Here is a 13,837-nt window from a genome sequence, read left to right as displayed (position 1 = left end):
AACGTCGAGGCCTCCATGTCCTCGCCGTCGTCCCTGCTCCACTGGACCCGCCGCATGATCGAGATCCGCAAGCAGAATCCTGCCTTCGGACTGGGGTCCTACACCGAACTCCAGTCGTCCAACCCGGCTGTTCTCGCCTTCCTGCGCGAGGCCCCCGCCACCGAGGGCCAGGGCGACGACGTGGTGCTGTGCGTGCACAACTTCTCCCGCTTCGCCCAGCCGACCGAGCTGGACCTGCGCGAGTTCGGCGGACGGCATCCGGTCGAGCTCTTCGGCGGGGTGCGCTTCCCGGCCATCGGCGAACTGCCCTACCTGCTCACCCTCACCGGACACGGCTTCTACTGGTTCCGGCTGCGCAAGGACACCGTCCAGATCCCCAACCAAGGTGTCGAAAAAGCGCGTTGACATCCGCGCGCGGCGGACCTGGCGACCCGCCCGGTCCGCCGCGCCCCGGCGCCTTCACGCCCGACCGAATCCCGACACATCCCCCGGAAGCCGCAATAGCTGCCGTCTCGTCATCTTTAAACACTTGAAGCGTTACGTTTCGATAACGCGACCTCCACACTTCTTCCACATCCTTCCCAGCATGCCCACACGCCCTTAATCTGATCTTGGCCACCTCGACCGGGGGGCCAACTCCCGGGGGGGAGTACGCGGCACGCAGCAAAGCACGGGGGTGGATGAGATTGGCCAGGCCAGGAGGCGTCTTATTACCCGCCCAGCGGCCCGGCGGACCGGCGCCCCGCAACTGCGGGTGACCTCCGCGGCCGACCGCACGCGAGCTGACGCCGTGCACATCCTGTGAAGACCACGGCGGCGGGACGACCCGGGGAACCCGCTCTACTCCCGGGTACAGAGCCCGTCCCGCCGCCCTCGCCCTTCCGACGTCCGCTCGGACACGGCAATTCCGCGCACCTCGCGGCCCCTCCCCAGACCGGCGCAGGGGGATTCGTCAACCCCCGAGCGGATTCCCCTGCGTCACCTCGGTGACACGCCACCCGTGGGGCCCGCAAGCCCCGTAAGACCGCCAATCGCCCGCAGGAGAAGACAGTGCAGCTGGCCGTACGCAAAGCGACGACGTCTCCCGACGAGACGCCGGCCGCCCCGCAGCCGCCCAGGCGCCCTCACTGGACCCGCCGGGTTCTCTCGGCGCTGCTGAGCCTCGTGGTCCTCCTGCTCGCCGTGGGCTTCGCCGTGGCGGCGTACTCGGTCAAGTCCGGCAAGTGGGAAGCCAGTTCGGTCCTCAGCGGCAGCATGGAGCCGAAACTGCCGACCGGAAGCGTCGTGATCGCCCAACGGGAGCCGGTCAAGGCGCTGAAGGTCGGTGACATCGTTATCTTCCACCGCCCGGACGAGCCGGAACGCCAGGTCGTCCACCGGATCGTGACGATCAAGCCCTCCAAGGAGGGCCCGGTCCTGGAGACCAAGGGCGACGCCAACGAGACCAAGGACCCCTGGCATGTCCGCCCCGACGGCGACACCGCCTGGATCGTCCGCCACGACGTGCCGTACGTCGGCTACGTCGTCACCTCGATCCACAGCGAAACGGGCTTCCGAGTGCTGCTCGGCGCCGGCGCCCTGCTGATCGTGGGCGGCACCGTCGTCCTGCTGTGGCGCCCGAAGAAGCCCACCCCACAGACCACCACCCCATAGGGGCAACGGGATTCCTTCCCGTTCCGGGACACGACGCCGGGCGGTACCCAGCCAGGGACCGCCGTGGGGGGCCGTGTCGCGCCCAGGGCGCAAGCCCGAACCTTCACCCATCAAACAGAAAGGCCTCTCACAGTGGCCATCTCCAACAAGAAGAAGGCGGTCGCGGCCGCCGCGATCGCTGTCGGCGGTATCGCCCTCATCGGCGCGGGCGCCGGTGCCACCTTCACCGACACGGTCACCGCGCAGACGGACCTGCGTTCCGGCCACGCCGACCTCAACATCGTCAAGGCCGAGGGCGCCACCTCGGCGTACGACGGTGTCGCCCCGCACGCCACCTACACCTGGGGTGGCACCTCCGCGTGGAACATCGTCAACGGCAACTACGCCGTGCTCAACGGTGAGCAGCTCCTGGGCTCCTCCACCAGCCGTCTGGTCACCAACTTCACCGTCGAGAACGACGGCACCGCCGGTGCCGGTGTCGCGTTCGACGTCGTGAAGAGCGGCGACCTCGGGGGCGCGCTGAACGTCAAGGTCACGCGCACCGACGACATCACCGACTCGGCCTGGCTGAACAAGGGCGCCAAGGCGACTTACAAGGTGGAGATCGAGGTCAAGAACCTCGACAACTCCTGGCAGAACCTGACCGGTTCGGTCGCCGTGAAGGTCACCGCCTCCTCCTGATCCACCCCCGCGTGAGTGGGCCGGGGATCCGATCGCGTCCATCGACCGGATACCACGGCCCACCCCGCACACGCCCTGGTCCAGGGACCACTCACCCGCCGCAGGATTGCCGTCCTGCGGCGGGCAGAGGCGCTGCGGCCACCTTACGGGCGCACCGGCCGACTCAGGCCGACACCCCCGCACTCCGGAGCACCGCTCCTGAAAGGGCTTTCACATGGCCATCTCCAACAAGACGAAGGCGATCGCCGCCGCCGCGATCATGGCCGGCAGCATCGGTCTCGTGAGCATCGGCAGCAGCGCCGTGTTCACCGACACCGTGACCGCCACCTCGTCCGTCAAGACGGGCACCGCCAAGCTGCGGATCGAGGACTACAACGGCTGGACCATCACGCCCGAGACCGACGGTCACAAGGCCACCCTCCCCCAGGGGGTCTTCTTCGACAAGTCGACGATGACCTACAGGACCCCGATCATCACCATCCACAACGATGGCGACATCGACCTGCCCTTCGAGGTCGAGGTGACGCCCACCGGCATCGCGGGCCTGACGGCCACGCCGGTGCGTGTCGGCGGCAGCGCCGGCGACGGCAAGCCGCACGTTCCCGCGGGCGGCTACGTCCAGTACCAGGTCGTCCTCGAGGCCAATGACCTCAAGAACGACGTCTCCGGCCAGGCGGCGAACGTCGTCTTCAGCCTGGTCGGTACCGCCTGATCCTTGCCGGTCACGGCAGGAATCCGAACGGTCCGCCGACAGCCCACCCGACCCGACCTGGCGAAATGCCAGTCGGACCGGGTGGGCCTAGGCATTTTCCACCACCGCTCGCACCCGGGCATCCCGGTGTGACCGCCCTGCGGCCGCGCCGCCCGGGACACGAGACAATCCCGGCTCTATCAGAAGGGCTCTACCCCCATGGCCATCTCCGACCGGAGAAAGATCGTGGCGGCGTTCACGCTCGCCGCGGGTGGCTTTGGCCTCATCGGCGTGAGCAGCGGTGCCACGTTCACCGATACCGTGACGGGCTCTTTCGCGGTCAAGGCGGACTTCTCTCCCACTCCGACGGCCACGGCCACGTCCGAGCCGACTCCCGGAAAGTCCGACGACCCGAAGGAGACGGAGAGCCCGAGCCCCACGGGCTCCGCGTCCGCCAGTCCCACGCCGACGTCCACGCTCACCCCCTCGAAGACCGCCAAGCTGACCGTCGACACCGACGACCACAGCAACTGGGCCACGGACGCCGCACCGGCCTTCACGTACAAGAAGGAGATTGCCTTCACCGGTGTCACCGCCAAGAAGATCGGGGTCTTCACAGCACAGAACACCGGTGACGCCGATCTGAAGGTCACGGCCGACGTCACCCTGCCGACCGCGCTCGTCGGGAAGGTCACGGCAGAGGTCAGGATGGTCTCGGTGCAGGCCGTGCTGAAGGCCGCCGCGAATCACAAGGGCGACTCCGCGACGTACGAGGTCTGGCTGACGCCCAAGACGTCGGGCTACACCATCTCCAAGGACGACGCGAAGAAGATCACGGTCACCTTCGCCTACACCGCCGTCTGACCCGAGCCCGCCGCTCGGTCCCACGCGCAAGGGTGTCCCATGTCCGGTTGCACGACCCGACATTGGACACCCTTGTGCCATGTCCGCAGAAAATCCCCCGGACTCGCTCGGCTGAAAGGTCCCGGGTCGACGCGGTTTCCACCGCTCCGCCCGGGGCACGCATCAGTAACCGCCTCCCCACGCCCCCGGGGAAAGGACGCGATCCATGTCGGAAGCCGTCACACGCACCGCGACCACCGATCCCGGCCTCCTGGCGTCCCTGGACCCCCTGCTGCGCACATGGTTGCCACGGCAGCGCTGGTTCGCCGGAAAGGGACGACCGATCACCGGGTTCTCGCTGGTCGGCGCCACCGAGCTGCTGCCGGCGCACAGCCCGCTGGGCCTGCACCACCTGCTGGTACGCGCCCACCAGCCGCCCGTGCCGGGCGCCCGGGCCGTGCCCGGCGACTGCTACCAGCTCCTGATAGGCGCCCGCGAGGCGCTGCCGCCCCGGCTGGCACCGGCCCTGATCGGCCACATGACCGAGGGGCCGCTCGCCGGCCGGACCGTGTACGAGGCTCTGTACGACCCGCAGCCCGCCGGTGTGCTCCTGGAGGCCCTGCGCTCCCGGGCCCGCATCGGCGGACTGCGTTTCGAGCGGGACCCCGGCCAGGAGATCCGGACCGGCCTGGTGCCGCGGATGATGACCGCAGAGCAGTCCAACTCGTCCGTGGTCTACGGAGATACGTTCATCCTCAAGTTACTGCGCCGGGTCGTACCGGGCACCAACCCCGATCTCGAACTGCCGCTGGCCCTGGCCCGCGAGGGCTGTCCGCGGGTACCGGCGCCCACGGCCTGGCTGCGGGCGGAGCTGTCCGGCGAGTCGTACGTCCTGGGGGTGCTCCAGCCGTTCGTGCAGGGCGCGTCGGACGGCTGGGAGCTGGCCCTGCGCGAGCTCGCCAAGGGTGAGGACTTCGCCGCCGAGGCGCGGGCGCTGGGGCGTGCCACCGCCGAGGTGCACTTGGCGCTCGCCCGCGCGCTGCCCACGGTGACCCTGGGCCACACCCAGGTGCGGGCGCTGGCCGACGGCATGATCGAACGGCTGGACGCGACCGCGCAGGCGGTGCCCGCGTTGCGCCCGTACGTGCCCGGCCTGCGCGTCGCCTTCGAGGCGCCGGCCATCCTGGCGGCCGAGGGCCGGACCTGGACCGCCCAGCGCATCCACGGCGATCTGCACCTCGGGCAGTGTCTGCGCTCGCCGTCCGGCGGCCCGGGCACAGGCCCGGGCGGTGCTCACGCGGCCGACGGCGGCGGGACGTGGTCGCTGATCGACTTCGAGGGCGAGCCGGCCAGGCCGCTGGCCGAGCGGCGGATGCCGCAGCCCACGGTGCGGGACGTCGCGGGGATGCTGCGTTCCTTCGACTACGCCGAGCACTCCGTGAGCCCGACCGTGCCGGGGTGGGCGGACACCTGCCGGGCCGCCTACTGCACGGGATATGCCGAGTGTGGTGCCCGTGACCCGCGCACCGATCCCGTACTGCTTCGGGCCTACGAGACGGACAAGGCCGTCTACGAGGTCCTCTACGAGGCCCGGCAGCGGCCCGACTGGCTTCCGGTCCCGCTGTCCGCGATCCGCCGCCTCGCTGCACCCGATCCGTCCTGACCGCACCCTCGCCCAGGAGGCCCTGTCCGTGACCCCCAGCCCCCCGTCCAGCGGTTCGCATCCGAAGAAGACGGCCGAGGAGCAGCCGACAGCGAAGAAGACCACCGAACAGAAGCCGACCGCGAAGCAGTCGACCGCGAAGACGACGACAGCGAAGACGACGACAGCGAAGACGACCGCGAAGACGACCGCGAAGGCAACGGCGAAGAAAGCCACGGCGAAGAAGGCGGCGACGAAGAAGGCACCGGCGGCGGCAGCGAAGAAGGCGGCGACGAAGAAGGCCGTCGCGAAGAAGGCGGCCGTCCAGAAGGCCGCCACCGGGAAGGTCGCGGCCGGGCGGACGGCCACCGCTGCCACGGGGACCACGAAGGCCGGCAAGGCCACGAAGACGACGAGGACGGCGAACCCGGCGAAGACGACGGAGGCCGTGCGCCGGGACGCCGTACAAGAGCCCGTCCCGGAGCCCGGTCCGCTCCCCCTGGCACTCTCCCCCGCCGTGGACGCGGGCGACCGCGAGCGCCTCCTGCACGGCACCCATCACGCCCCGCACTCCGTGCTGGGCGCCCACCCGGTGCCCGGCGGAGTCGCCTTCCGCGCCTTCCGGCCGTACGCGCTGGGCGTGACCGTCGTGGCGGGGAGCCTGCGGGCCGAACTGCACGACGACGGCGACGGGTTCTTCTCGGGCCTGCTCCCGCTCACCGAGGTCCCGCGCTACCGCCTGCTGGTGGCGTACGAGGGGACGGTCCAGGACACCGAGGACGCCTACCGCTTCCTGCCCACGCTGGGCGAGCTGGACCTGCATCTGATAGGCGAGGGCCGGCACGAGCAGCTGTGGACGGTGCTCGGCGCCGAGCCGACCACCCACCAGGACGTGACGGGGACCCGCTTCACGGTGTGGGCGCCGAACGCCCGCGGGGTGCGGGTGACGGGCGGCTTCAACTTCTGGGACGGCACGGGACATCCGATGCGCTCGCTGGGCTCCTCGGGCGTCTGGGAGCTGTTCGTGCCGGGCGTCGGCGAGGGCGAGCTGTACAAGTTCGAGCTCACCCGCCCGGACGGGTCGCGGACCCTGCGGGCCGACCCGATGGCCCGCCGCACCCAGGTGCCGCCCGAGACCGCCTCGATCGTGACCGCCTCGCACTATGAGTGGGGCGACGCCGACTGGCTGGCGCACCGCGGGGACACCCCGGTGCACCGGGCGCCGCTGTCCGTCTACGAGGTCCATCTCGCTTCCTGGCGACCGGGCCTGACCTATCGCCAGCTGGCCGAACAGCTGCCCGCTTACGTCCGGGACCTGGGCTTCACCCATGTGGAGCTGATGCCGGTGGCCGAGCATCCCTTCGGCGGCTCCTGGGGCTACCAGGTCACCGGGTTCTACGCGCCGACGTCCCGGCTCGGCTCGCCGGACGACTTCCGGTACCTGGTGGACGCCCTGCACCGGGCCGGCATAGGCGTGATCATGGACTGGGTGCCGGCCCACTTCCCGCGCGACGACTGGGCGCTGGCCGAGTTCGACGGCCGCCCGCTGTACGAGCACGAGGACCCGCTGCGCTCCGCGCACCCCGACTGGGGGACGCTGGAGTTCGACTTCGGGCGCCGCGAGGTGCGCAACTTCCTGGTCGCCAACGCGGTGTACTGGTGCGAGGAGTTCCACATCGACGGGCTGCGGGTGGACGCGGTCGCCTCGATGCTCTACCTCGACTACTCGCGCGAGCCGGGCCAGTGGGTCCCGAACGAGCACGGCGGCCGGGAGAACCTGGACGCGGTGGCGTTCCTCCAGGAGATGAACGCGACGGTGTACCGGCGGGCGCCGGGGGTCGTCACCGTCGCGGAGGAGTCCACCGCCTGGGACGGGGTCACCCGGGCCACCCACCACAAGGGGCCGGGCGGCTTCGGGGGCCTCGGCTTCGGGCTGAAGTGGAACATGGGCTGGATGCACGACTCGCTGGCGTACATGGGCCACGAGCCGGTGCACCGCAAGTACCACCACGACGAGATGACCTTCTCGATGGTGTACGCCTACAGCGAGAACTACGTCCTGCCCATCTCGCACGACGAGGTGGTGCACGGCAAACGCTCACTGGTGTCGAAGATGCCGGGCGACTGGTGGCAGCAGCGCGCGAACCACCGTGCCTACCTCGGCTTCATGTGGGCCCATCCCGGCAAGCAACTGCTCTTCATGGGGCAGGAGTTCGCCCAGGGCGCGGAGTGGTCCGAGGCGCACGGCCCGGACTGGTGGCTGCTGGACCCGGCGTACGGGGCGGAGGCCGACCACCGGGGTGTGCGCGATCTGGTGCGCGACCTCAACACCGTCTACCGGGACACCCCGGCGCTGTGGCAGTGCGACACCGAGCCGGCCGGGTTCCGGTGGATCGTCGGCGACGCCTCCGAGGACAACGTGGTCGCGTTCGTGCGCTACGACGCCGAGGGCGTCCCCCTGCTCGCGGTCTCCCACTTCTCGCCGGTGGTCCGGCACGACTACCGCCTCGGCGTCCCCGAGGACGTGCCCGCCTGGCACGAGGTCCTCAACACCGACGCGGCCCGGTACGGCGGGAGCGAGGTCGTCAACCCCGACCCGGTGAAGCCGGAGCCGCAGCCCTGGCACGGTCATCAGGCCAGCATCCGGCTGACCCTGCCGCCACTCGCCACGGTGTGGCTGCGCCCGGCCTGACCACCCCCGCACACCGGGCCGTACGAGGACCGGCGCGGGCCGGCCGGTGTGCAGCACGCCCAGCCGCTGGGTGGCCCGGGTCAGTGCCACGTACAGGTCGCTCGTGCCGTACAGCGCCGGTTCCACCACCAGCACCGAGTCGAACTCGAGCCCCTTGGACTGTCTCGGGTCGAGCAGGACGACGGTCCGGGTCAGGTCCGGCTCCGCGCCCGCCGTCACCCCGTCAAGCCGGGCGGCCAGTCTGCGGTGCAGATGACGCGGCGCGACGACCGCGAGCCGCCCCTCCTCGGGCGTCAGCTCCAGGACCGCCTCGGCCACCGCGCCGGGCAGGTCGTCGGTGGCGCGCACCCACGGCCGTACCCCGGTGGACCGCACCGAGCTCGGCGGCTCGAAGTCCGGCCGCTCGGCGCGCACCACGGCCGCCGCGAGCTCCATGATCTCGGCGGGCGTGCGGTAGTTGACGCCGAGCCGGGCGTGCTCCCAGCGGTCCTCGACATACGGCTGGAGGATCTTCGACCAGGAGCCGACCCCGGCCGCCTCCGCGGTCTGCGCCGGGTCGCCGACCAGCGTCATCGAGCGGGTGGGGCAGCGCCGCATCAGCAGCCGCCACGCCATCGGCGACAGCTCCTGCGCCTCGTCGACGATGATGTGCCCGAACGCCCAGGTCCGGTCGGCCGCCGCACGCTCGGCGGCGCTGCGGTGGTCGTCCTCCTCGTGCCGCTCGGCGAACCGCTCGGCGTCGATGATGTCGTGCGCGGACAGGACCTCGGAGTCCTCCTCGTCGATGTCCTCGAACTCGTAGGTGCGCGAGGCGTACGAGACGTCCAGCACGCCCTGCGCGTAGGCGACCTGTGTCTCCCGCTCGCGCTCTGCCCGCGCCCGGACCACCCGCTCGTCCACGCCGAGCAGTTCGGCCGCCTCGTCGAGCAGCGGCACGTCCGCGACGGTCCACGCCCGTGTCACCGGGCGGCGGATCGCGTGGGCGTCCTCGTCGCTGACGTAGCCCACCGGGTCGGCGAGGAAGTCGGCGACCAGACGCTGCGGGGTCAGCCGCGGCCACAGCTGGTCGATCGCGGCCCACATCTCGGGGTTCTCGGCGAGTTCGTCGCGGATCTGGGTGACGTCGGAGGCGTCCAGCAGGCTGCTGCCGTCGTAGGGGTCGGTGCCCACGCGCTCGGCGTACAGCTCGGTGAGCGTGTTGAGGATGTGGCCCTCGAAGTGCTCGCGCGCCACGTTGTGCGGCAGGCCCGCGGACCGGGTGCGCTCGCGGGCGACCTTCACCAGGCCGTCGTCGAGCATCAGCACCTCGCGGTCGTGCTCGATCGCGATCACCGGGTCGGGCAGCGCCTGCCAGTCGCGTACGACGTCGGCGAGAACGTCCGCCATGTCCGCGCGGCCCTTCACCGCGGCCGCCTCACGGGTGTCGCCCGCCGTCGCCCGTACCCCGGGGAACAGCTCACCGACGGTGGCCAGGAGCACGCCGGTCTCGCCCAGCGCGGGCAGCACCTCGCCGATGTAGCCGAGGAAGGCCGGGTTGGGTCCGACGATCAGCACCGCGCGCTTGGCGAGCAGCTCCCGGTGCTCGTAGAGCAGGTACGCGGCCCGGTGCAGCGCGACGGCCGTCTTGCCGGTGCCCGGCCCGCCCTCCACCACCAGCACCCCGCGGTGCGGGGCGCGGATGATCTCGTCCTGTTCGGCCTGGATCGTCTGCACGATGTCGCCCATGCGGCCGGTGCGGGCCGCGCCCAGCGCGGCGAGCAGGACGGCGTCGCCGGTCGGGTCCTCGTGGCCGGTGCGGGTGGCGTCGCCGAGGTCGAGGATCTCGTCGTGCAGGGCGGTGACCCGGCGGCCGTCGGTGCTGATGTGCCGACGGCGGCGCAGACCCATCGGGGTGTGGCCGGTGGCCAGGTAGAAGGGGCGGGCGACGTCGGCCCGCCAGTCGACGAGGACCGGCGTGCGCTCGGCGTCGTCGGCGCGCAGACCGATCCGGCCGATGTGGTGGCCGGCGCCCGAGGAGAGGTCGATCCGGCCGAAGCAGAGCGAGCCGTCGACGGCGTTGAGCGCGGCGAGCAGCCCGGACCGCTCGGCGACCAGGATGTCCCGCTCCAGCCGGGCCTGCATGGGGGTGTTGCCCTGCGCGAGCGCGTCCGTGACGGAGGTCTCGGTGTCGCCGCGCAGGGCGTCGACACGCGCGTACAACACGTCGATGAATTCCTGCTCCTGCCGCAATTCATCGTCCGGAAATTCGTTGTTTGACAATTCCGCTCCCGCCCGGATATACTGTGCCCAGTGAACTTCCCCGCGCCTTCTTCATTCGAAGTCGCGAATCAATGAATATACACAGAGAAATCCCCCGGTGACAATTGCCCGGGGGATTTCTCTGTGTACGGGTGTGTGCGGGTGCGCCCGGGCGCTCAGAGCACGTCGGACAGCTCCTCCAGCAGCCGCCGCTTCGGCCGCGCGCCCACCATCGCCTTCACCGGCTCACCGCCGCGGAAGACCATGAAGGTCGGCATCGACAGGACCTTGTAGTGGTTGGTCGTCTCCGGGTTGCGGTCCACGTTCAGCTGCACCACCCGCAGCCGCTCCCCCTCCTCCGCGGCGAGCGCGCGCAGCACCGGCGCCATCTGCCGGCAGGGCGGGCACCAGTCGGCGGTGAACTCCACCAGCACCGGCAGGTCCGCGCCGAGCACCTCCGCCCCGAAATCCTCGTCCGTCACCTCGGGCACCTCGGCCGTCATGGTCACCGTCCTCGTCCTCCCAGCTCGCACACGGGCTCCGGACCCCCCGGAACCTGCGCCTCGGCGCCCAGCTCGTCCCGCGCCCGCTCGGCCCGCGCGAGCTGCCCGGCGACCTGCTCCCGCACCGCCCGCAGCTCCCCGACGAGCTCGTCCAGCTCCGCCAGCTTGCGCCGGTACACCGCGAGCGACGCCGGGCACGAGTCGCCCTCGGGATGCCCGGCCCGCAGACACTCCACGAAGGGCCGGGTCTCCTCCAGCTCGAACCCGAAGTCCCGCAGCGTCCTGATCTGCCGCAGCAGCTTCAGGTCGCGGTCGTCGTAGGAGCGGTGCCCGTGCTCGTCGCGCCGCGCGGTCAGCAGACCCCGCGACTCGTAGTACCGCAGCGTCCGCGTGGTGGTTCCGGCCCGTGCGGCCAGCTCGCCGATTCGCATGTCCACGAACGTAAGCCCTGACGCCGACGTCAAGGCAAGCGGTCACGGCGAGGGCGGCGGCGGGGGCAGCAGCGGCTTGTGCCGTACCGGGGAGGAGAGCACGACCGACGTCGTGGTGCGGCCCAGCGCGGACGTCAGTTCGAGGATCTCCTCCAGGTGCACGGTGTCCTGGACGGCCACCTTGAGGATCCAGCAGTCCTCGCCCACGACATGGTGGACCTCGGTGATCTCCGGGCGGTCCATCAGCTCCAGGGTTCGGGGGTGCTTGAGCGTGTAGCCGCCGTGCGGGTCGACCCGGATGAAGGCCTGGACGCCGTAGCCGAGACGGGCCGGCACGACATGGGCGCCGTACCCGCTGATCGCGCCCGCCGCCTCCAGTCGCCGCACCCGCTCGGTGACGGCCGCCGGACTCAGCCGCACCCGGCGGCCCAGCTCGCTGAGCTTGATCCGGCCGTCGGTCTGGAGGAGCCGGAGGATCTCCCGGTCCAGCCCGTCGAAGGCCACCGACGTTTCGTTGGCGACGGCCCGCGGATGCCGTGGTTCTTTGGGCGCGGCGGCCTGATCTCCCATGTCTCCCCCTTCAGCGCGCGGCGCGCTGCCGGGAGAATTATCGCCGCCGGACCTGTTGCCGACCGGATTTTCTGAAGGGGGCGTCATGCATGACGTACTGGTCATCGGGGGGAACCGCTATTTCGGGAAGCGGCTGATCGACCGGCTGCTCGCCGCCGGGGACCGGGTCACCGTCCTCAACCGCGGATCGTCCGCGCCGCCCGCCGGGGCGGTCCATCTGGTCGCCGACCGCGACGACGAGCGCGCCCTGACCGAGGCGCTCGGCGACCGCGTGTTCGACGTCGTCGTCGACCAGGTCTGCTACACACCGAGCCAGGCGGCGATCGCCCGCCGGGTCTTCGCCGGCCGCACCCGGCGCTATGTGATGACGTCGACGGTGGAGGTGTACGAGTACGAGCACTCGCCCGCCGCCGGGGTGCCGGAGGACGCGGTCGACCCGCGCGAGGTCGCCGTCGATCTCGAACTCCCCTGGGACGAGGCGCGGTTCCGGGACGCGCACTACGGCGAGGGCAAGCGGCAGGCGGAGGCGGTCCTCGCGGCGGCGCCCGCCTTCCCGTACACGGCCGTGCGCGTGGCCCATGTGCTGGGCGGCGAGGACGACTTCACCGGGCGCCTCGCCCATTACGCGGACCGGCTGCGCACCGGCGCGCCGATCGCGGTGCCCGCCGCCAACCACCCGGCGACGTACATCCATGTCGAGGAGATCGCCGACTTCCTGTTCTGGGCGGTGGGCCAGGACTTCACCGGCCCGGTCAACGCGGCCTCGCACGGCACGCTCACCACCGACGAGATCGTGGCCCACATCCCGGGCGGTCCGGCCCGCTTCCAGGAGGTCGAGGTCGGCGAGGTCTCCCCCTTCTCCTTCTTCCGCTCCTACGGCATGGACAACTCCCGGGCCACCCGGCTCGGTTTCGCCTTCACCGACGCCCGGCAGTGGCTGCCGCAGGCCGTCGCGGAGACCCTCGGAAAGGACCACTGACATGCTCCAGCGGACACTCGGCGAGCTCTCGGTGAGCGCGATCGGCCTGGGCGCGATGCCGCTGTCCATCGAGGGCCGCCCCGACGAGCGCCGCGCCCTGGCCACCGTGCACGCGGCGCTGGACGCGGGCGTCACCCTGCTGGACACCGCCGACTCCTACACCCTGCCGGACGCCGAGCCGGGCCACAACGAGCTGCTGATGGCCCGCGCGCTGGCCGCGTACGGCGGTGACACCTCCGGCGTGCTGGTGGCCACGAAGGGCGGCCGGGGCCGGACCCCCGACGGCGGCTGGACGGTGGACGGCAGTCCGCGCCATCTGAAGGCGGCCGCCGAGGCCTCCCTCAAGCGCCTGGGCGTCGAGGCCATCGGCCTCTACCAGCTGCACAAGCCCGACCCGGCCGTCCCCTTCGAGGAGTCCGTCGGCGCCCTGCGCGACCTGCTCGACGCGGGCAGGATCCGGCTGGCCGGGATCTCCAACACGGACGCGGACCAGATCCGCCGGGCGTACGGGATCCTCGGCGACCGGCTGGTGTCGGTGCAGAACCGCTACTCCCCCGCCGTCCGCGACAGCGAGCCGGAGCTGCGGCTGTGCGCGGAACTGGGCCTGGCCTTCCTGCCGTGGAGCCCGCTGGGCGGGATCTCCCGCAGCTCCCTGGACGGGCCGTCGCCGCGGGAGGGCGCGGACTCCGGCACGGCGCCGGACCGTTTCGCCGCCTTCCACGCGGTCGCGGCGGAGCGTTCGGTGACTCCCCAGCAGGTCTGTCTGGCCTGGCTCCTGACCCGGTCGCCCACCGTGCTCCCGATCCCGGGCGCGAGCCGTCCGGAGACCGTCCGGGCGTCGGCGGCCGCGGCGGACCTGAAGCTGACCGCCGAGGAGACGGCACGACTGGACGCGGCGGCGACGGTCGACTGAC

The 13,837-nt window shown here is 71.3% G+C and carries 12 protein-coding genes and 1 pseudogene; 9 read left to right on the top strand and 4 right to left on the bottom strand.

What is annotated here, in order from left to right; all coding sequences use genetic code 11:
• The 7 genes from FNH09_RS37235 to glgB all read left to right on the top strand — a co-directional run.
• On the top strand, positions 1 to 405 hold a 405-nt coding region (locus tag FNH09_RS37235; RefSeq protein WP_202919836.1), incomplete at its 5' end, for an alpha-glucosidase C-terminal domain-containing protein.
• A 645-nt stretch (positions 406 to 1,050) separates the two neighbouring features.
• Positions 1,051 to 1,653, top strand: coding sequence for a signal peptidase I (locus FNH09_RS37230; RefSeq protein ID WP_152894302.1), 603 nt, complete (start codon positions 1,051 to 1,053; stop codon positions 1,651 to 1,653).
• A 132-nt stretch (positions 1,654 to 1,785) separates the two neighbouring features.
• Positions 1,786 to 2,334, top strand: coding sequence for a hypothetical protein (locus FNH09_RS37225; RefSeq protein ID WP_152894301.1), 549 nt, complete (start codon positions 1,786 to 1,788; stop codon positions 2,332 to 2,334).
• A 214-nt stretch (positions 2,335 to 2,548) separates the two neighbouring features.
• Positions 2,549 to 3,046: a hypothetical protein gene (locus tag FNH09_RS37220; protein ID WP_152894300.1), complete on the top strand. Its 498-nt coding sequence runs from the start codon at positions 2,549 to 2,551 to the stop codon at positions 3,044 to 3,046.
• Positions 3,047 to 3,244: 198 nt separating this feature from the next.
• The gene (locus FNH09_RS37215) at positions 3,245 to 3,889 is read left to right on the top strand and encodes a hypothetical protein (protein ID WP_152894299.1); all 645 of its coding nucleotides are present in this window, start codon (positions 3,245 to 3,247) and stop codon (positions 3,887 to 3,889) included.
• Positions 3,890 to 4,094: 205 nt separating this feature from the next.
• Complete coding sequence (locus tag FNH09_RS37210; protein ID WP_152894298.1) at positions 4,095 to 5,531, top strand: maltokinase N-terminal cap-like domain-containing protein; 1,437 nt, start codon at positions 4,095 to 4,097, stop codon at positions 5,529 to 5,531.
• Between the two features lie 28 nt (positions 5,532 to 5,559).
• Positions 5,560 to 8,202, top strand: a complete 2,643-nt coding sequence (gene glgB / locus FNH09_RS37205; RefSeq protein ID WP_162469683.1) for a 1,4-alpha-glucan branching enzyme — start codon at positions 5,560 to 5,562, stop codon at positions 8,200 to 8,202.
• 21 nt (positions 8,203 to 8,223) lie between these two features.
• Here glgB and FNH09_RS37200 read toward each other — a convergent pair.
• From FNH09_RS37200 to FNH09_RS37185, 4 genes and pseudogenes are all read right to left on the bottom strand, one after another.
• Positions 8,224 to 10,431, bottom strand: a pseudogene (locus FNH09_RS37200) (HelD family protein); the annotation flags it as partial.
• Positions 10,432 to 10,616: 185 nt separating this feature from the next.
• Positions 10,617 to 10,931 (bottom strand): thioredoxin domain-containing protein, encoded by a 315-nt coding sequence (locus FNH09_RS37195; RefSeq protein ID WP_162469685.1) that lies wholly within the window; start codon positions 10,929 to 10,931, stop codon positions 10,617 to 10,619.
• A 14-nt stretch (positions 10,932 to 10,945) separates the two neighbouring features.
• Positions 10,946 to 11,374, bottom strand: a complete 429-nt coding sequence (locus tag FNH09_RS37190) for a MerR family transcriptional regulator (protein WP_152894296.1) — start codon at positions 11,372 to 11,374, stop codon at positions 10,946 to 10,948.
• A gap of 42 nt (positions 11,375 to 11,416) precedes the next feature.
• Positions 11,417 to 11,944, bottom strand: a complete 528-nt coding sequence (locus tag FNH09_RS37185; protein WP_152894295.1) for an Lrp/AsnC family transcriptional regulator — start codon at positions 11,942 to 11,944, stop codon at positions 11,417 to 11,419.
• An 85-nt stretch (positions 11,945 to 12,029) separates the two neighbouring features.
• On the opposite strand from FNH09_RS37185, the gene FNH09_RS37180 reads away from it, so the two are divergent.
• A complete protein-coding gene (locus FNH09_RS37180) occupies positions 12,030 to 12,923 on the top strand; it encodes an NAD-dependent epimerase/dehydratase family protein (protein ID WP_152894294.1) in 894 nt (297 codons plus the stop codon).
• Position 12,924: 1 nt separating this feature from the next.
• The gene (locus FNH09_RS37175; protein WP_152894293.1) at positions 12,925 to 13,836 is read left to right on the top strand and encodes an aldo/keto reductase; all 912 of its coding nucleotides are present in this window, start codon (positions 12,925 to 12,927) and stop codon (positions 13,834 to 13,836) included.
• Position 13,837: the final 1 nt, after the last annotated feature.

It is taken from the genome of Streptomyces adustus (assembly GCF_009377175.1).
In the GTDB taxonomy this organism is placed as follows: Bacteria; Actinomycetota; Actinomycetes; order Streptomycetales; family Streptomycetaceae; genus Streptomyces; species Streptomyces adustus.
This window is presented reverse-complemented; position numbering and strand designations above follow the sequence as displayed.